The organism is Sharpea porci (assembly GCF_009695655.1).
Taxonomy (GTDB): domain Bacteria; phylum Bacillota_I; class Bacilli_A; order Erysipelotrichales; family Coprobacillaceae; genus Sharpea; species Sharpea porci.
Genome location: NZ_VUNM01000037.1, coordinates 1 through 17,138, shown reverse-complemented (window position 1 = coordinate 17,138; position 17,138 = coordinate 1). Strand labels below are relative to the sequence as shown.

21 protein-coding genes are annotated in these 17,138 nt (G+C 36.9%); 5 read left to right on the top strand and 16 right to left on the bottom strand.

Annotated elements, in window-relative coordinates; translation table 11 throughout:
• Positions 1 to 202 precede the first annotated feature (202 nt).
• The 4 genes from pflA to FYJ79_RS11245 form a co-directional block, all read right to left on the bottom strand.
• Positions 203 to 952 carry a pyruvate formate-lyase-activating protein gene (gene pflA / locus FYJ79_RS11260; RefSeq protein ID WP_154518415.1) on the bottom strand — a complete coding sequence of 250 codons (750 nt, stop codon included), beginning with the start codon at positions 950 to 952 and terminating at the stop codon, positions 203 to 205.
• A 41-nt stretch (positions 953 to 993) separates the two neighbouring features.
• A complete protein-coding gene (locus tag FYJ79_RS11255) occupies positions 994 to 1,479 on the bottom strand; it encodes a hypothetical protein (RefSeq protein WP_154518412.1) in 486 nt (161 codons plus the stop codon).
• 143 nt (positions 1,480 to 1,622) lie between these two features.
• Positions 1,623 to 3,887 carry a formate C-acetyltransferase gene (pflB, locus tag FYJ79_RS11250; protein ID WP_154518409.1) on the bottom strand — a complete coding sequence of 755 codons (2,265 nt, stop codon included), beginning with the start codon at positions 3,885 to 3,887 and terminating at the stop codon, positions 1,623 to 1,625.
• A 183-nt stretch (positions 3,888 to 4,070) separates the two neighbouring features.
• Positions 4,071 to 4,397: a PTS transporter subunit EIIB gene (locus FYJ79_RS11245; RefSeq protein ID WP_154518406.1), complete on the bottom strand. Its 327-nt coding sequence runs from the start codon at positions 4,395 to 4,397 to the stop codon at positions 4,071 to 4,073.
• A 95-nt stretch (positions 4,398 to 4,492) separates the two neighbouring features.
• On the opposite strand from FYJ79_RS11245, the gene FYJ79_RS11240 reads away from it, so the two are divergent.
• Both FYJ79_RS11240 and FYJ79_RS11235 read left to right on the top strand, forming a co-directional pair.
• On the top strand, positions 4,493 to 5,698 hold the full coding sequence (locus FYJ79_RS11240) for an FtsW/RodA/SpoVE family cell cycle protein (RefSeq protein WP_154518403.1): 1,206 nt from the start codon (positions 4,493 to 4,495) through the stop codon (positions 5,696 to 5,698).
• A gap of 36 nt (positions 5,699 to 5,734) precedes the next feature.
• The gene (locus FYJ79_RS11235; protein ID WP_154518400.1) at positions 5,735 to 6,403 is read left to right on the top strand and encodes a TraX family protein; all 669 of its coding nucleotides are present in this window, start codon (positions 5,735 to 5,737) and stop codon (positions 6,401 to 6,403) included.
• Here FYJ79_RS11235 and FYJ79_RS11230 read toward each other — a convergent pair.
• Both FYJ79_RS11230 and FYJ79_RS11225 read right to left on the bottom strand, forming a co-directional pair.
• Positions 6,379 to 7,212 carry an RluA family pseudouridine synthase gene (locus tag FYJ79_RS11230; RefSeq protein ID WP_154518397.1) on the bottom strand — a complete coding sequence of 278 codons (834 nt, stop codon included), beginning with the start codon at positions 7,210 to 7,212 and terminating at the stop codon, positions 6,379 to 6,381. The genes FYJ79_RS11235 and FYJ79_RS11230 overlap by 25 nt on opposite strands.
• Positions 7,212 to 7,982 (bottom strand): NAD kinase, encoded by a 771-nt coding sequence (locus tag FYJ79_RS11225; RefSeq protein WP_154518394.1) that lies wholly within the window; start codon positions 7,980 to 7,982, stop codon positions 7,212 to 7,214. The genes FYJ79_RS11230 and FYJ79_RS11225 overlap by 1 nt, the downstream gene beginning before the upstream one ends.
• 87 nt (positions 7,983 to 8,069) lie before the next feature.
• Between FYJ79_RS11225 and FYJ79_RS11220 the strand changes: the two genes are divergently transcribed.
• Positions 8,070 to 8,642 (top strand): CYTH domain-containing protein, encoded by a 573-nt coding sequence (locus tag FYJ79_RS11220; RefSeq protein ID WP_154518391.1) that lies wholly within the window; start codon positions 8,070 to 8,072, stop codon positions 8,640 to 8,642.
• Between the two features lie 19 nt (positions 8,643 to 8,661).
• On the opposite strand, the gene spx is transcribed toward FYJ79_RS11220, so the two are convergent.
• The gene (spx, locus tag FYJ79_RS11215) at positions 8,662 to 9,105 is read right to left on the bottom strand and encodes a transcriptional regulator Spx (protein ID WP_033163546.1); all 444 of its coding nucleotides are present in this window, start codon (positions 9,103 to 9,105) and stop codon (positions 8,662 to 8,664) included.
• 350 nt (positions 9,106 to 9,455) lie between these two features.
• Here spx and trpS point away from each other — a divergent pair, with 350 nt between their 5' ends.
• Positions 9,456 to 10,457, top strand: a complete 1,002-nt coding sequence (gene trpS, locus FYJ79_RS11210; protein ID WP_154518388.1) for a tryptophan--tRNA ligase — start codon at positions 9,456 to 9,458, stop codon at positions 10,455 to 10,457.
• A gap of 29 nt (positions 10,458 to 10,486) precedes the next feature.
• Here the strand turns inward: trpS and FYJ79_RS11205 are convergent, their stop codons facing one another.
• Positions 10,487 to 11,206, bottom strand: a complete 720-nt coding sequence (locus tag FYJ79_RS11205; protein ID WP_154518385.1) for a hypothetical protein — start codon at positions 11,204 to 11,206, stop codon at positions 10,487 to 10,489.
• Positions 11,207 to 11,891: 685 nt separating this feature from the next.
• The gene (locus FYJ79_RS11195; RefSeq protein WP_033163568.1) at positions 11,892 to 12,266 is read right to left on the bottom strand and encodes a RidA family protein; all 375 of its coding nucleotides are present in this window, start codon (positions 12,264 to 12,266) and stop codon (positions 11,892 to 11,894) included.
• A gap of 96 nt (positions 12,267 to 12,362) precedes the next feature.
• Between FYJ79_RS11195 and FYJ79_RS11190 the strand changes: the two genes are divergently transcribed.
• A complete protein-coding gene (locus FYJ79_RS11190) occupies positions 12,363 to 12,785 on the top strand; it encodes a monothiol bacilliredoxin BrxC family protein (protein WP_154518418.1) in 423 nt (140 codons plus the stop codon).
• 28 nt (positions 12,786 to 12,813) lie between these two features.
• Here the strand turns inward: FYJ79_RS11190 and FYJ79_RS11185 are convergent, their stop codons facing one another.
• From FYJ79_RS11185 to FYJ79_RS11155, 7 genes are all read right to left on the bottom strand, one after another.
• On the bottom strand, positions 12,814 to 13,122 hold the full coding sequence (locus FYJ79_RS11185; protein WP_154518379.1) for an oligosaccharide flippase family protein: 309 nt from the start codon (positions 13,120 to 13,122) through the stop codon (positions 12,814 to 12,816).
• Positions 13,112 to 14,188: an alanine racemase gene (gene alr / locus FYJ79_RS11180; protein ID WP_154518376.1), complete on the bottom strand. Its 1,077-nt coding sequence runs from the start codon at positions 14,186 to 14,188 to the stop codon at positions 13,112 to 13,114. The genes FYJ79_RS11185 and alr overlap by 11 nt, the downstream gene beginning before the upstream one ends.
• 62 nt (positions 14,189 to 14,250) lie before the next feature.
• Complete coding sequence (locus tag FYJ79_RS11175) at positions 14,251 to 14,871, bottom strand: HAD-IB family hydrolase (RefSeq protein ID WP_154518373.1); 621 nt, start codon at positions 14,869 to 14,871, stop codon at positions 14,251 to 14,253.
• Entirely contained in the window at positions 14,871 to 15,575 is a 705-nt protein-coding gene (gene deoD / locus FYJ79_RS11170; protein WP_154518370.1) for a purine-nucleoside phosphorylase, read from the bottom strand. The genes FYJ79_RS11175 and deoD overlap by 1 nt, the downstream gene beginning before the upstream one ends.
• 73 nt (positions 15,576 to 15,648) lie before the next feature.
• On the bottom strand, positions 15,649 to 16,215 hold the full coding sequence (locus tag FYJ79_RS11165; protein ID WP_154518367.1) for an NUDIX hydrolase: 567 nt from the start codon (positions 16,213 to 16,215) through the stop codon (positions 15,649 to 15,651).
• Entirely contained in the window at positions 16,202 to 16,522 is a 321-nt protein-coding gene (locus tag FYJ79_RS11160; RefSeq protein WP_195837084.1) for a thioredoxin family protein, read from the bottom strand. Before FYJ79_RS11160 ends, FYJ79_RS11165 begins: the two co-directional genes overlap by 14 nt.
• A 50-nt stretch (positions 16,523 to 16,572) precedes the next feature.
• A complete protein-coding gene (locus FYJ79_RS11155; protein ID WP_154518361.1) occupies positions 16,573 to 17,007 on the bottom strand; it encodes a hypothetical protein in 435 nt (144 codons plus the stop codon).
• Positions 17,008 to 17,138: the final 131 nt, after the last annotated feature.

Sequence of the window (17,138 nt, the reverse complement as noted above, 5' to 3'; positions counted from 1 at the left end):
TATCCACCATTTAGCCTTGTATCAAGTTTCTGTTCGTACGCTCAAAGGAATCGCTACACCACTTCCTTCACTCCTACCTTTATGGTATCGGCTTGTGGTTCACTACACTTGGCGGTAACTACCTGTGGTCGGACTATCTCCGACTGAATCAGTGCCATGCCCGGCACACTAGAAAAAAGGAGGCTCACACCTCCTCCTATCATTATTCCGTATAGCCACGATAGCTAGATGTATGTAATACCTCATTAGCATGATCCACACGTTCCTTTGTAGGAGGATCAATACCTTCTAATGGGTATTCTAAATTCAGTTCCTGCCACTTATAGCGCCCCATTGTATGATAAGGAAGTACTTGAACACGTTTCACGATGTCTCCTAGTGAATTAATATAGGCATCAAGCTCTTTTAAATCCTCATCATAGTCACTTCTTTCAGGCACTAAGACATGTCTGATCCAAACATCCTTATGGATATTCTTGAGATATGCAAGCATATCTAAAACATTCTTATTGCTTTGACCAGTGATCACTTGATGACGTGCATCATTGATTTCTTTGATATCAACAAGCAAGAGATCTGTATAATCCATTAATTCTTTAAACTTTTCAAAATATTCACCTTGGTTTGTAAAAGAAGCACCTGATGTATCAATACATGTGCCTATGCCTTTCGCTTTAGCTTTTTTAAAGAGTTCCAGCAAGAAATCAATCTGCATTAATGGTTCCCCACCAGAAACCGTTATTCCGCCATCTTTACCCCAATAAGTCTTATATCTTAAAGCCTGATTGAGTAATTCATCAGCACTCTTTTCATCAAATTTCTTACTTCCCCATGTATCGGGATTATGACAGAATTGACATCTAAATGGGCAGCCATGAAAGAAAATGACAAAACGGATACCTGGTCCGTCAGCTGCACCAAATGATTCAATTGAATGTATTTTACCTTTCATCTATTCCACACCTCGCCCAACTATTTTATCAAAATAAGCCATCAAGATAAAGGCATAACCTCCTTATTTTTCTTCAGGGCAATATGTGAATAATGCACATCTACCTCTACATCCATCAACATATAGGCATCACGCAATAATGCCTTCATGAGACTTTTATCTCTCACACCAATATGAATTAATAATAGTGCCGTGAGTATGACAAAATCATAGCGGCAACACTCTCCTTCAATGGTCGTATGGTTATTGTGATAACTCAGCGTTAAATACCCATGATCTTGATGTTTCATTAACTTCACAAAACACTGTCGATAAGTCTTAATAGTTGTTTCTTCATCGAGAGAATACCAGATTAAAAAGTCATCTATTGTATGAAGACACTCCCGAAAATAGTCTTTCATTCCCTCATCCTTCTCAATGATCTCCATCAAAGCAATCATCATCGTATAAATTTCATGATATCGATAACGATATTTCAAACACACGATACCTTCTTCAATGCCGATATGCATATAATAATCCTTCATTACATTCTCACCTCATTCATATTGTATCGTAAATTATGAAGTTCGTTTGAAAGATAGGCCTTTTAAATCCCTATATAGGGATTTAAAAACAAAAGATGTAATTCTATAAAAAAACTCCTAGTCGAAACTAGGAGTGGAGGATCTTATAAATGATCGTGGCAAGTTCTAGCAATAACGTCTAACTGCTGTTCTCTTGTTAAGTCAATGAACTTAACAGCATAGCCAGATACACGGATTGTGAAGTTTGCATATTCTTCTTTTTCAGGATGTTCCATTGCATCAATTAGTTTATCAGTGCCAAAGACATTGACATTTAAGTGATGTGCACCCTGGTTGAAGTAACCATCAAGAACAGATACGAGCTTGAAGTTTCTTTCTTCAAAGTCATTTCCTAAAGCTGATGGGTTAATTGTCTGTGTATTAGAAATACCATCTAATGCATATTCATATGGTAATTTAGCCACTGAGTTAAGAGAAGCTAATAAACCATTCTTTTCTGCACCATATGCTGGGTTTGCACCTGGTGATAAAGGTTCACCTGCTTTACGTCCATCAGGTAATGAACCTGTTGCTTTACCATAAACAACATTTGAAGTGATTGTTAAGATTGAAGTTGTTGGTTCTGAATTTCTATATGTATGATGTTTCTTCACTTTATTTAAGAATTCTTTTAATAACCAAACAGCGATATCGTCAGCTCTGTCATCATCATTACCATATCTTGGGAAGTCGCCTTCTACTTCATAGTCAACAACTAAGCCATTTTCATCTCTGACTGTCTTAACTTTTGCATACTTGATTGCTGAAAGTGAGTCAACAACATGTGAGAAACCAGCAATACCTGTTGCGAATGTACGTCTTACATCAGTATCAATCAATGCCATTTCAGCTGCTTCATAATAATATTTATCATGCATATACTGAATAGCATTTAATGTATTGACATAAAGGCCTGCTAACCATTCCATCATGTCATTATATTTTTCCATAACTTCATCATAATCTAAGTATTCCGAAGTGATTGGCTGATATTTAGGACCTACCTGCATATGGTTCTTTTCATCGATACCACCATTGATTGCATAAGTTAAGCACTTAGCTAGGTTTGCACGGGCACCGAAGAACTGCATCTCTTTACCAGTCTGTGTAGCTGATACGCAGCAGCAAATTGAGTAGTCATCACCCCAAATTGGTCTCATAACATCATCATTTTCATATTGAATTGATGAAGTGTTGATAGAAATCTTTGAAGCATATCTTCTAAAGTTAGTTGGTAATGAAACAGTATAAAGAACTGTTAAGTTAGGTTCTGGAGAAGGACCCATGTTTTCTAATGTATGTAAGAAACGGTAGTCATTCTTTGTAACCATAGAACGACCGTCCATGCCCATACCTGCTACTTCAAGAGTAGCCCATACTGGGTCACCTGAGAATAATTCGTTATATGAAGGGATACGAGCGAATTTAACCATTCTGAATTTCATAACTAAATGGTCAATTAATTCCTGAGCTTCAGTTTCAGTAATTCTACCTTCTAATAAGTCTCTTTCAATATAGATATCTAAGAAAGTAGAAATTCTACCCACTGACATAGCAGCACCATTTTGTGTCTTAATAGCAGCTAAGTAACCAAAGTATAACCACTGTACAGCTTCATGCGCATTTCTAGCTGGATTAGAAATATCATAGCCATAAACAGCAGCCATTTCTTTCATGCCCTTTAATGCTCTGATCTGTTCAGCAATTTCTTCTCTTAATTTGATGACATCATCTGTCATTTCTCCGCCACCACAGTTAGCAAAGTCTTTTTCTTTTTCTGCAACTAAGAAATCAATACCATATAAAGCCACACGACGATAGTCACCTACAATACGACCACGGCCATAAGTATCTGGTAAACCAGTCACAACCTTTGAATGACGTGCTAATTTCATTTCTGGTGTATAGACATCAAAGACAGCCTGGTTATGTGTCTTATGATATTTTGTGAAGATTTCATGTAATTTTTCTGATGGCTGATAACCATATGTTGTACAAGCCTGTTCAGCCATACGAATACCACCATAAGGCATGAATGCTCTCTTTAATGGTTTATCAGTTTGTAAACCAACGACTTTTTCTAAATCTTTCATAGATTCGTCGATATAACCTGGACCATAAGCAGTTAAGCCAGAAACAACTTCTGTTTCCATATCAAGAACGCCACCCTTAGCACGTTCTTCTTTCTGTAATTGCTGTAATCTACCCCATAATTTATTAGTAGCTTCTGTTGGTTCAGCTAAGAAAGATTCATCACCTGTATATTCAGTATAGTTATCCTGAATGAATTCACGTGTATTGACTTCATCCTTCCAAAGTCTACCGTTAAAGCCACTCCAAGCTTCTTCAAAAACTTCTTTATTACTCATTGAATAGAGTCCTCCTTATAATTTTAAAGCCCTTACATTGAAAGGTTCGACCAAAGCCCTTTCATGTTGAACGAACCTATCCTAACATGGAAAAATAGGCTTGTAAACTGATTTGCGTTAAAAAAAGACGTGAGTTTTTTTCACGTCTTGTAAACACTTTCAAAATTTCATTGAAATAATCGATTATAATCGATTTTTCATGTATTTTACAATATCTTCAGAAACTTTTCCAAAAATAATTTGTGTTGCCTTGCTTGTCGATACAACACCAGTCGCACCTAGCCCTTTTAAAGCGTCAGCATCCACAACATTATTGTCTTTTAAAACGACTTTCACCTTTGAGCCATTAGCCTCCACACTAACTACATTATCCTTGCCTCCTAAGGCCTTAAAAAGCACCTCAAGATCAACTGGTGATTCATCCTTTTTCTTTCTGTTTTTGAATACGAAAAATAATACAACAGCAAGCACAATTACGGCTGCAATGATCGCTATTTGATAGTTTTCCATACTGCTTTTTTGCCTCCCTTAATAATTGAAGATTTTTCAAATTATAGTATACTATAGTCGAAATCAAATTCAAACAAAAGAAATGAGGTGCACTTTTGAAAACAATTGAAGAATACTTCAGAAAGTACCCACTTTTTGACGCTATACTCATTCTTGGTATCATCAGCTGTTTAGGTATTGCTTCAGCTGCACCAATAATGAATAATGTTGCCAATCCATATCACTTATGGATCTCACAGGCATTTTACTATTTTCTTGGCTTTATATTGCTTTTTGTCGTTTATCGTATTGGTAAAGATACTTTCTATAAACACATTAAGATTCTTTATTGGCTTTTTATTTTCCTGCTTGTCCTTCTTGGTGTGGACCACCAAGTTTATATCCGTACTGGCATTAGTGTCCTGCCAACAGCCATTGTTCCTCATATCAATGGAGCAACTTCATGGTTCCGTATTCCTGGCTTCTCTTTCCAGCCTTCAGAATTCATGAAAATCATCATGGTTATTGCGCTTGCAAAAATGACACAGGAGCATAATGAAGAGGTTCTTATTCCAACTCTCGAAAGCGATATTCGTTATTTTTTTAAAGTCTTAAAAATCTTTATACCCCCAGCCATTCTCATGTTGATGCAAAATGACTCCGGTGTTATGTTGATCTTTGCCTTTGCGGCCTTCTTTGTGATTATCTCTAGTGGTGTCAATAGGCGCTGGTTTGTGGTGATTTTTACACTGGCAGCAACAGGCATTGGCTTACTTGTTTACCTCTTTATCTTTCAAAATGGTATATTTACTTCAATTATTAAAGGACATACACTCAGCCGTGTCTATGGCTGGCTTGATCCTGAAGGTACAACTGCTGACCAAGGTATGCAGCTTTGGTTCTCACAGCTTTCCTATGGTACTGCTGGCTTTTTTGGACATGGTTTTAGAAATTTTGTCAAAGCCTTCCCAGAAGGACAGACAGACTTTATCTTTGCAGTCATCGCCAGTAGTTTTGGTTATTTAGGTGCTTTTATTACAATTGCAGCCATTGCATTCTTTGATATCTGTGTATTACGCATTGGTCTTCAAAGCACAAATGGTCGTGATAAATACTTCACCATGGGTATTGCTGGCTGTCTCTTATTCCAACAAGTATGGAATATTGGCATGATTCTTGGCTTATTGCCAATTACAGGTATCACCTTGCCTATGCTAAGCTATGGGGGATCTTCCCTTTGGTCTTACATGTTTGCTGGTGGGATCCTGCTTGATATCGACTATCAAAATAAGCTTCTTGACAATTCCCATAAGAAATACTAGCTGTAACTTTCTGTTACAGCTTTTTTAGGAGATTTTATGCAAAAGTTATCCGCAACAACACTTAAATATCTTGCCTTAATCACAATGACCATTGATCATATTGGCTTATTTCTTCTCAACAACTATACACCTTTTCGTATTATTGGCCGTCTTTCTTTTCCTATCTTTGGCTATTTGATTGCGGAAGGTTGTCGTTATACCCATAATCGAAGAGCCTATTTCCTACGTGTCAGCATTCTTGCAATCATATGTCAAATAGTGATGTATTTTGCAACCCATTCCATCTATATGAGCATCTTGATTTCCTTTTCTCTTTCCATATTACTCATTATGAGTATTGACTATACACTTGAGACAAAGCATTGGCTTATTTCTATCTTCTCTATTTTTCTTGTCTTCTTTCTCGTTTGTCTATTACCCTTACAGACAACCTCTGATTATCAGATTGATTATGGCATTGGTGGTATTATTCTTGTTGTAATGGTTTATTATTTGCCTGAAAAATGGCACCTACTTGGTGTGCTTGTTGGCTGTCTTTTCATGAGCGTTACAATGACTAACATCCAGTACTTCAGCCTGCTTGCCATCATCCCTCTTGCTTTCTACAATCACAAAAAGGGAAAAGGCAGCCCTCTTCCCTACTTCTTCTATCTCTATTATCCTCTCCATCTTGCCATCATTTATCTTCTTGCCGCTTCCTTATAAAAGGCCATGTGTTGATGTGTCATCGGATGTTCAAAGCGAATAGCAACGCTATCAAGATAAAATGTCCCCGTACTCTTTTCATTGTAAAGCGGATCTCCGACCAAAGGATGTCCTAGTGATGCCATATGAATACGAATCTGGTGAGTACGGCCTGTCTCCAGTGTACATTCTACTAAACTCGTCTTTTCAAAAGTTGCGATTGTACGATAATGTGTAATCGCATAAGCACCATTTTCATCAATCTTACGTTTTGTGGCATGTCCTTCTGCATGTCCTATTGGCTTATCAACAGTACCAGAACCGGGATTGCCTTCTACTAAGGCATGATAGATACGTTTGACAGCCTTGATGTCACGGGCAAAACAATCATGAATATAACGATATTTCGCTATCATCATATAACCCTGGGTTTCTTTATCGAGACGGTTAACCATATGAACCGTTGATGGTATGTTGTTTTGGTTGAAGTAATATTGAATTCCATTAGCAAGTGATGTTGTATAATACTTGCGATTAGGTATGCAGGCAATATGAGGTGGCTTATTGATAATCATCAAATAATCATCCTCATAGACGATATCTAAAGGCATAGCTACAGGGACAATATTGCTTTCTTCCTGAGGAAATACAATGCTGATAGCATCTCCTTCTTCGACAATATAGCGCACTGTTTTACGTAAACCATTGACTAATAAAAGCCCATAATACTTAGAATCTTTAAGAAGCTTTTTCGATATGCCACGCTTTAAAAAGAAAAGATCGAGACGATTATTGGCATCTTCTTTAGTAGCAATAAAATCTAGCTGCATTATAGGAAAGCCTTCTTTAACCTATCAACAAATGAGACCTGGCGATATGATGCAAAACGGGCATATTTCTTACTCATTGAGACATCAATCGTGACATTCTCTTCAAGATGAAAGGCATCCAAATCAATACATAATACAGCATTTTGATAATTTTGTGTTTCTAAGCGAACATGCTGACTATCATTAAGAATGAGCGATGAGCCAAGTGAACGATAGGCATTATGATTAATGCCCGCTATTTCGCTGATCTGCATTAATTCTGGTCCAGGCGCCATGATCGCACCATGGATGGACTTATTGTATGCCGTAGAGCCTGATGGGGTAGAGACACAAAGGCCATTGCCTCTAAAGGTCTCAAGATGTTCACCATTAATAAAAACATCGATGACCTGGGAATGGATGGAGTTCTCAAGTCGCATTTCATTTAAGGCATAGAATTTTTGTTCATGAAATTCTATCTCAATCATGCTGCGCTTTTCCACCGTCAATGCCTTATCCTTAATGTCATATACCAACAAGTTCGCTTCATCAATCGTATAATCAGTAAAAAAGCCAAGCGTCCCCGTATGAATACCGACAAAAGCCACATCTTCAAGCTGATCAATATAGTCATGGACACTTCTTAACATAGTGCCATCCCCACCTACTGAAATAACCAATTCAGGATGAAGCTCATCATATGTCAAAAAAGCATCTAAATCTTTTCTAAGCTTCTTGCTTAATTTAGCAGAGGCGTCATCGCCTCTTTCTACAATTGCATAGCGTTGCATATTATCACCTACTTACACCATTATAAACTATTTCTTCCCACTTCTTCAAGACGCCATCTTGCGATATAATGAGGTCAGGAGGAACTTATGGAAGAAAATTTAGAAATCGAATATAAACTCTTATTATCCCGTGAACAATTTGACAATCTAACCCATTATTATGATCATATGGCCCATGTCTATACCCAGACAAATACATATTTTACTTCTCAAGCATTACAAGAAAAGCGTATTGCCTTACGTATCCGTGAAAAAGAAAAGGCCTATGAAATGACAGTTAAGACGAAAGCTGAAGGTACTGGCCGCAAAGAATATAATCTTGCCTTAACGAAAGAGGATGCCCAATTCTTTTTAAATGGTGGTATGAAAGAAAATGAAATTACATCAATGTTGAAAGCGATGGATATTGATCTTTCTGAGATTAAAATACTTTGTCGCTTAAAGACGATTCGTCATGATATACAATTAGAGGACGGTATGCTTTCTCTCGATGCGAATTATTATCATGGTCAAGAAGATTATGAAATGGAATTTGAACTGAGTGATCTAGAAGCTGGTAAAAAGACTTTTGCCTTATTGCTTAAAAAACACAAGCTATCTTATCAACAAAACTGTGAAAGTAAGCTAAAACGTGCACTTTCCTCATTCAACGAAAAATAGGTCCTTGATAGGACCTATTTTATGCGTTTTTGTGATCACGGTCATACTCCATCTTGAGATCCGTAAACTGTGGGCAGAAGTCAGTTTGTGTACATTCTGCAAGATTACGTAATTCACGAGGAATAAAAGCACGTATTTCTTCGGCATTATAGCCAACCTGAAATCTTCTTTCATCAATGAGGATAGGACGCTTTAATACTGATGGATTATTCTGAATGAAGTGAATCAATTCACTGACACTCATTTCATCAATATCAATATTCCCTTCCTTGATAATTTTAGAACGCTTAGAAATAATATCATCCGTACCATTCTCTGAACGTTCCAATAATTCCTTTAATTCATCTTCACGTAATAAGACCGAGAAGATATTTTTTTCAACATATGGAATATTGTGTTCTTTCAGCCATGCCTTTACCTTACGGCAAGATGCACAGCTTGGGGCAGTATAAATTCTCACCATATCTTCTTGCCTCCTCGATTCCTTATTATACAACAAATTCTCATAAAGTATAGTCCTAAGTTGCAAGCGTCTCATTGACAACAAAGAGCTTTAGTGATAGAGTTGAACACGTAAACCGATGAGCAGGAGATAACGTTAGTAAACGCAATAACAGAGAGCTAGGAGTGGTGGAAGCCTAGTATTGACGCACTTTCAAATGGACCTGTGAGGGTGAAGGGGAAATTGAGTATCTTTCAACGTCAAGTCTTACGTTAGTAGACAGAATGTGATAGCATTTCAAAGGTGGCTTTTACACTTGTCCTTTGGATAAGTGTTTTTTTATTTCCTTTAAATGCGGAAGGAGAAATAAAATGAAAAGAATGTTAAGTGGTATTAAACCAACAGGTAGAGTGACTTTAGGGAATTACATTGGGGCGATAAAGCCTTTTGTAAGTTTCCAGGATGATTATGAAATGATTATCTTTGTCGCTAATCTACACTCAATGACTATTTATCAGGAGCCAAAAGATTTAAGACAGAATACGAAGGACTTGATTGCGCTCTATTTAGCTGCAGGACTTGATCCAGAAAAAGTAACATTATTCTTACAGTCAGATGTTAAAGAACATGCTCAGCTAGGCTGGTATTTAAACTGCATGGTGACAATGGGTGAACTTAGCCGTATGACACAATATAAGATGCAGGTTGAAAAAGCTAAAGCAAGAAAGGATACATCTATTGGAGCTGGTATTTTCAACTATCCATCACTGATGAATGCCGATATCCTCATGTATGATCCTGACTATGTACCCGTTGGTGATGACCAGAAACAACATGTCGAATTAGCCCGCATGGTCGCAGAACGTTTCAATCACCGCTATTCTGAAACATTTAAAATACCTGAACCATTAACACCACGTGTCGGTGGCCGTATCATGTCTTTACAAGACCCTACAAGCAAGATGAGCAAGAGTGACCCAACTGGTAAAGGCTGTATCTACATGCTTGATCCTATCAATATCAGCAAGAAGAAAATCATGGCAGCCGTAACTGACAGTGACAGCCATGTCCGCTATGACAAAGAAAACAAGCCTGGCATCTCCAACCTCATGGAAATCTATTCCATCCTTGATCATAAGAGCTATGAAGAAATCGAAGCAATGTATGAAGGTAAAGGCTATGGTGAGTTCAAGAAGGACTTAGCAGAAATTGTTGGGGCTGAATTACAGAGAGTTCAGGATGCCTATAATAAAATCATGGCAAGTGGTGAAATCGAGAAAGTTCTTGATGAAGGTGCTAAGAAGGCAGGACGTATTGCCTACAAGAAACTTGCGAAAGTAGAAAGAAAGATGGGTATTACTATTCGTAAATAATGCAAAAGAAGTGGCTGAGCCACTTCTTTTCATTTTCTAAGCAAACAAATACCATGAACACAAATAAGATAAAGAGAACAGAGATAGAGATGTGGAATGATGATATTTGAGAAATGAGTAAGGCTAGTGAAAATACTCCAGCTACCTATTGGTAATGTCAGTATAAGCAAGAGTATTGCGAGTACAAGAGAGATGATTCCAAGTGATTTGTTTGTTTGATTGATATGAATAATACATGTACTTAGTCCCATATCAATACTTAGAAGAAGCATATCAATGATGAGTCCTGGCCAGAATAGCGTATTCGCATCAACTCTGATAGCCTGCTGAAGTGCTGGTAATTTCATGATGAAAAAAGTCAAAAAGACAAATATTGTAATGATCAGGCTTATGGAAGCAGGAAATGACTTTTCTCTATTCTGGAACAAAAGGCCAGTTAGCCAGGCAAAGAAAAATGGTAGCATTTCCATCATTAAATTCGTTATATAAAGACCAATTGTACTTCTCAAATAAATAATGCTTAGAACAAGAGCACAAGCAAGCAGTAAGCCATAGAGAATAAGATAGCCTTTTCGATATTGTGCATCCATTTCTTGCCTGTTCATCATGAATTCTAGAAGCATCCCATAGCCAATAAATAACAAGAATATTTGCAATATCAAAGGCAGCTTTATAAGAACAATAACTCTTGTAAGTAAACATACAACAACCATATAGCATAAGCTTAATATTGGAAGAATTTTCTTCATAATAATCACCAGATTCCTCTATATTTCGTTCTTCCTTGATAATCCTCAAAGTCTTTCTAATACTTCAACACATATCTGCTTTTTTCCATTGTACAGAATATGAATAACTTTATGAGCTACGTATGGGAGATGATGCCTTTGATAATCTCTTCTACCCCATCCCAGATTTTCTTGTCGTAAAAGCAATATCATGATCCTTCAGATAATTGATTGCTTCAATAAGTTCATTTCGATTTGTTGCAATGAGATTATTAAATGTCAGAGATGTATTATTTTCCAGTTTGATATCAAGCATGACAGGATGGGCGTAGGTCGCACGCCGAACCCACCTGCTGGCTTGCTTGTAAAATAGATATCGATATTTTCAATATCAGCTAATGGTATATGTGGTTTGGCAAACATCTGTGCCTTCGTATACACTTTCAGCAATTCTTCATCAATTTCCCAACGGGCATCTTTCCGACAATGAGTTCCATAATTTTTCCAAGATATTCATAGATTTTGATGAGACATTACATGTATTGCTTATCTAACAAGATTATGCCATTCTCTATTGTGCTTTGTAAATAGTTTGTGTTTTTTTTTTACATTTTCTTGATATTTTTAAAGGTATGGCTTTTTTCTTATAAATTGCGTAGATAATAAAAACAGTCATGTAAGCTTTAACTACATGACTGCTTTTATACTATTTTGAAGCAATAACTTCGATTTCAATTAAGGCACCAGCTGGTAAACGGTCAATCCCTACAGCACTTCTAGCAGGGAATGGTTCAACAAAATACTGAGCATAGATTTCATTGACAAGCTTGAAGTTATCAATGTTTTCTAAGAAGCATGTTGTCTTCACGACATTCGCAAATGTGAGTCCCTGGCTTTCTAGTAATCCCTTGATATTCTTTAATACCTGATGTGTCTGAGCCTCAATGCCTTCCTGCATTTTGCCTGTTGCTGGATCAAGACCAATCTGTCCTGAGAAGAATACGATATTGCCAATATCGATACCCTGTGAATATGGCCCAATAGCTCCTGGAGCCTTATCTGTTTTTACAACTTTATTCATTAACTTTACCTCCTATGCCCCTATTGTAGCATAATATTGGATATTGTTTTAGATGAAAAAATTTGCTAGAATATGAAGGTATTTGGAGGTATCGATATGAAAGCATTCTTCAAGAAAGCTTGGAAAGAAATCAGTGTCTTTGGTATTGTATTGGTTGTATTCCTAGCTTTATTTGCTTACCGACAGGCTACTTATGCCACATATAAAACAATCACAACAGCACAGCTTACAAAAATGGTAGAAAAGAAGGAATCATTTGTGCTTGTGGCTGGTTCTTCAAAAGACTCTTATTCAGCAAGCTATCAGAAAGTCTTAACGAAATACCAGACTAAGAATAGAAAACATAAGATTTACTATGTCGATCTAGCAAATGCGAAAAGTGACTATATGACAAAGACACTTCATGTTGCTGTGACTACACCAACAACTATGATTATCAAGAAGGGTCAAGTCAAAGCGCAAAAAGCAGGTGCTATGCAGTATTATTATTTATATGATTTTATTGAATCAAATATGTAAGAAAAGAGGTGATGCGTAATGCATCACCTTATTTTTTTATTGGCATTTTTTGATCAGGATGTAACTGACAATGACAGTTTGGGCATTGTTCTTTAACACCTGTTGTAAAGCCTAGATGTTTTGTGAAGACATCCACATTACCACATTTGGAACAACGACATTTCTTCATCAAGCGATAGTTCACAACCTGAGTAATAACATATATCACCAAGATTAGTAGCAATGCATATAGGCCAAAGCCAAGATATAAAGTCACGAGAGTACCAATAATCATGAAAAGCGAAGAAAAGATTTCTAAACGTCTAATACGTTTGGCATAGTCATTTCTACTCATCATATTCCCTTTCTACACGTGGAGAAATATAACACATGATTTCATAAGGAATCGTGCCTATTTCTTTAGCCATGCGAGCTAATGAGATATGGGGACCAAAGATTTCAACATCATCATGCACATGAACATGTTCATCAACCTTCACCATACACTGATCCATACATACTCTTCCTACAACTGGATATTCACGACCGTTAATATACACATTTCGACCTTGATTGACTCTTAGGAAACCATCAGCATAACCAATAGGTAATGTCGCAATACGTTCATCACCACTTGCCTCATATGTCATTCCATAACCAACCTTGTCACCTTTATGAATTTCTTTAATCATTGAGACTTTTGTATATAAGCTCATAGCTTGGCGCAATTCGGGATTCTCTTCACCGCGTGGATCAACCCCATATAGACCAATGCCATTGCGAGCGAGATTTCCAAAGTTAGAATGATGGAACATCATTGCGGCTGTATTATCACAATGGACATAACGGAATTGTAAATTGCCAACAATGGACTTGAATTTTTCCAGCTGTTTTTCATATTCATCATTTTGTGAGAAGTCATCAGCTGTCGCAAAGTGCGTAAAAATACCTTCTAAATCAATCACTCTAGGATCAACATGTTCTATAAGTTCTTCAAGTTCTTCACGACTTCTTAAGCCAATACGACTCATTCCTGTATCGATAGCAATATGGACTTTGACAGGACGATCACCATGATGATGGGCTTCAATATCATGCATATAATCTTTAGATATTAAAGCAAGAGAAATATCCTTCTCAATCGCTATAGAAAGATCTTCAATTGGAATAGGTCCTAAAACAAGTATTTCCTGCTTCACGCCTAAATCTCTCAATTCCTCGGCTTCTTTTAATGTTGCGACGGCAAAGAGACCAATATGACAACCTTCTTTTAAAGCATTCGCAACTTCCTTATAGCCATGACCATAGGCATTTGCCTTAATGACGGCAACCATTGGCTTTTTTACTTTGTCATAGATGACATTCGCATTATAACGAATATTCGCTAAACTGATTTTTGCATATGTATCACGATAACGTGTCATAAAAAATTACCCTCTTTTCATACATTAATTTATTATAGAAGAATCCCCTACTTAATGCAATATCAGAAAACAAAGGGTGACATGCTGCCATCTTTCTTTGAGATTCTTACACGGTTCTTGACAAGCTTCAACATTGGAATATCAGATGTACTATCGGAATAACCATAGGAATGTTCATAATCAATGCTGAGATTGTTTTTCTCTAGATAGGCATTGATGCGTTCGACTTTATGAGCATCTTTGCAGTTCTTACCAACTATATGACTTGTATACTCTCCATCAATGATTTCTGTCTGTGTTCCCATAAGAATATCAATTGGAAGTTCGTTGAAGCGCATATAAGCTTCTGAACTTGCGGTTACGAGGAAGACAAGATAGCCTTCATCTTTTCTTTTTTGTAATTCTTGGACCATATGGGGATAATAGGAAGGTACAACCTTCTCTTGATAGAATGTCTTCAGTTCTTCACTATTAAAAAGATCTAATGGAAAGAGAATCGTTTCTTTAAGTTTTTCTTTTGAAACGAGATGAAGGATATAACCTATCCCATATAGAATTGTTAATAAGAAACGAACAATAGTAAGAGGATGCTTTTTGATTGTATAGACTAGAAGCTTAAAGATTGTATCCCCCTTAGCTATCGTATTATCAAAGTCAAAGAAAGCACATTTCACACTCTTCATTAAGCAATTTCCAAAGCAACTTCCATCATATCAGTGAAAGTTCTTTCTCTTTCCTGGGCTGTTGTTTCTTGCTCGTCATTGACTAATGAATCAGAGATTGTAAGTAGAGTCAGTGCCTTCTTGCCTAAATAAGCCGCATTCGCAAAAAGAGCATAGCTTTCCATTTCAACAGCTAGACAGCCTACATTGCTCCAACGACCGCTTGCTTCAACATCGGCATGATAGAAAAGATCTGATGAGACGATGTTGCCTACATGATAATGAATTTGTTTCTTTTTAGCTTCACAAACAGCCTTCTCCAATAAGTCATAGGAAGAGATGGCAGAGAATGTGCCTGGTAATTCATATTGATGTGCCCATGCGCTATCTGTACAAGCTCCCTGAGCAATAATAACATCACGGATATGTACATCTTTATTGATAGATCCAGCTGAACCAATACGAATGATATTTTCAACATCATATTGTGTATAGAGCTCATAGCTATAAATACCAATACTTGGCATGCCCATGCCACTGCCCATGATTGAGACTTCTTTGCCTTTATATGTTCCCGTATAAGCCAACATGCCTCTCACGCCATTAACCTGACGGACGTTATCAAGGTAGTGTTCAGCAAGATATTTTGCTCGAAGAGGATCGCCTGGCATTAAAACTGTCTTTGCGAAATCGCCCTTTGATGCTTCATTATGTGGTGTAGCCATAGAAAAAACCTCCTTAAATTTATGATTACATACACAACTAGTATATCATAATTTATAGGAGGTCTCATTATTTTTAGTTGTCTTTCATTTTTCTTAGTTTATCGTTGAGCTTTCGATAAATATGTTCGACAAACCAAGGTTCGCTGCTTTTGATAAGGGCTTCATCTAAATCAAACCAAGCTACAGCCTTATTCTCATCGTCTTTATTTCTTATAGCTGCATGCTCGTTACCTTCAAGTAAATAAGTCACATTTAAATGAAGATGACTGCTAAGATATTCACCATTCTTCATATGACCATCAACAGTCAATATTTCTAAAGAAAAGATATCTGAAGATAAAGGAATGGCATCTAGTCCACTTTCCTCTTTCACTTCTTTTAAAGCAACCTTTAAAAGATCTTCCTCACCATCGGCATGACCACCAAGCCAAGCCCATGAATCATAAATATTATGATAAGCCATCAAGACCTTTGTCTTTTCTTTATTGACGATCCAGGCACTAGCTGTGAAATGTGCAGACCTGTTATCTCTTGTCAATAACTCTTCTTTGTTTTCCAGTCGTCTGATCATTTCTTCACGGTCTTTTTCTTCTTGTTCATTATAGGGTCTGTAGTTTCTGATTGTTTCAAGTAATTGCATTGTCATACCTTCGATATTCTTTATTGTAGTGTATTGGTTGATGATTGATGATATGTTGGATATTTTTCTTAAGCAGGTCTTTGTCATTCGCATTATAGCCCTGTTTCACAAATGTTTTTTCAACGATGATTGTTGGAGCAATCGATGGGAGCTTGAGTTTTTTAAAGCTTTTAAGATTCTTTGAGTCATCGAGATCAAGATATCGGATATAGATTTGGGGATATTCTTGTTCAAGTTGATTGAGGTCATTCTCTAAAGCCATGCAGGCCCCACAGTCTTCTAATTCATAAACATCAATATGTATCATTGTTTTTGCCTGACAGGCAGTGAGCAGCAAAAGAAAGACAATCCATTGCTTCATGACTTGTAGCTAAAGCGATGGCCTTCAAGCTTGCTTGTTAGCTTTTTGTCATATTGGGCATTATGGATATCCTTCGCAATAGCTTCTTCATCTCCAGCTCGATAACCTAAATAACTAAAATAGCCTTCAATATCAATAAAAGGACCCATTCCATAATATTCCTGATCAAAATCAGCTAAGCGTTGAATAGCCGTATCATAAGGTACTTTCGTGCTTGTAGCATCCATATCATACATCTTAATTGTGACCTGCTTGCCAAAGACCTTTTTGAAATAAGGGATGGCATTCTTTTTGAAAGCCTTACATTCACCACAATCGGCAATAGAATAAAAGGCAATAGTCACAGGCTTTTTTAAAGCAATAGTCTCAGTCTTTGAAGAACAGCCCATAAGCATAAAAACTGAAAGTATTAAAGCAGTTAATCTTTTCATATAACACGTATACTCAATTTAAGGTTAGAATTGAGTATTTTTCCTTTCTAGCCGAATTAAGAATGATATCATCTACGGCCATTGATGATATCATTTATAAGCACTGTGGATTTGTATCTATATTTTTACGG

Coding starts and splice junctions, on each gene's coding strand:
- FYJ79_RS11205 (WP_154518385.1), bottom strand. CDS start 11,206: ATGAAGAAAATTCTTCCAATATTAAGCTTATGCTATATGGTTGTTGTA.
- alr (WP_154518376.1), bottom strand. CDS start 14,188: ATGACACGTTATCGTGATACATATGCAAAAATCAGTTTAGCGAATATT.
- trpS (WP_154518388.1), top strand. CDS start 9,456: ATGAAAAGAATGTTAAGTGGTATTAAACCAACAGGTAGAGTGACTTTA.
- spx (WP_033163546.1), bottom strand. CDS start 9,105: ATGGTGAGAATTTATACTGCCCCAAGCTGTGCATCTTGCCGTAAGGTA.
- FYJ79_RS11230 (WP_154518397.1), bottom strand. CDS start 7,212: ATGCAGCTAGATTTTATTGCTACTAAAGAAGATGCCAATAATCGTCTC.
- FYJ79_RS11160 (WP_195837084.1), bottom strand. CDS start 16,522: ATGATACATATTGATGTTTATGAATTAGAAGACTGTGGGGCCTGCATG.
- FYJ79_RS11185 (WP_154518379.1), bottom strand. CDS start 13,122: ATGATGAGTAGAAATGACTATGCCAAACGTATTAGACGTTTAGAAATC.
- FYJ79_RS11155 (WP_154518361.1), bottom strand. CDS start 17,007: ATGAAAAGATTAACTGCTTTAATACTTTCAGTTTTTATGCTTATGGGC.
- FYJ79_RS11245 (WP_154518406.1), bottom strand. CDS start 4,397: ATGGAAAACTATCAAATAGCGATCATTGCAGCCGTAATTGTGCTTGCT.
- FYJ79_RS11195 (WP_033163568.1), bottom strand. CDS start 12,266: ATGAATAAAGTTGTAAAAACAGATAAGGCTCCAGGAGCTATTGGGCCA.
- FYJ79_RS11235 (WP_154518400.1), top strand. CDS start 5,735: ATGCAAAAGTTATCCGCAACAACACTTAAATATCTTGCCTTAATCACA.
- pflA (WP_154518415.1), bottom strand. CDS start 952: ATGAAAGGTAAAATACATTCAATTGAATCATTTGGTGCAGCTGACGGA.
- FYJ79_RS11190 (WP_154518418.1), top strand. CDS start 12,363: ATGAAAGCATTCTTCAAGAAAGCTTGGAAAGAAATCAGTGTCTTTGGT.
- pflB (WP_154518409.1), bottom strand. CDS start 3,887: ATGAGTAATAAAGAAGTTTTTGAAGAAGCTTGGAGTGGCTTTAACGGT.
- FYJ79_RS11175 (WP_154518373.1), bottom strand. CDS start 14,871: ATGAAGAGTGTGAAATGTGCTTTCTTTGACTTTGATAATACGATAGCT.
- FYJ79_RS11255 (WP_154518412.1), bottom strand. CDS start 1,479: ATGAAGGATTATTATATGCATATCGGCATTGAAGAAGGTATCGTGTGT.
- FYJ79_RS11220 (WP_154518391.1), top strand. CDS start 8,070: ATGGAAGAAAATTTAGAAATCGAATATAAACTCTTATTATCCCGTGAA.
- deoD (WP_154518370.1), bottom strand. CDS start 15,575: ATGGCTACACCACATAATGAAGCATCAAAGGGCGATTTCGCAAAGACA.
- FYJ79_RS11225 (WP_154518394.1), bottom strand. CDS start 7,982: ATGCAACGCTATGCAATTGTAGAAAGAGGCGATGACGCCTCTGCTAAA.
- FYJ79_RS11165 (WP_154518367.1), bottom strand. CDS start 16,215: ATGCAATTACTTGAAACAATCAGAAACTACAGACCCTATAATGAACAA.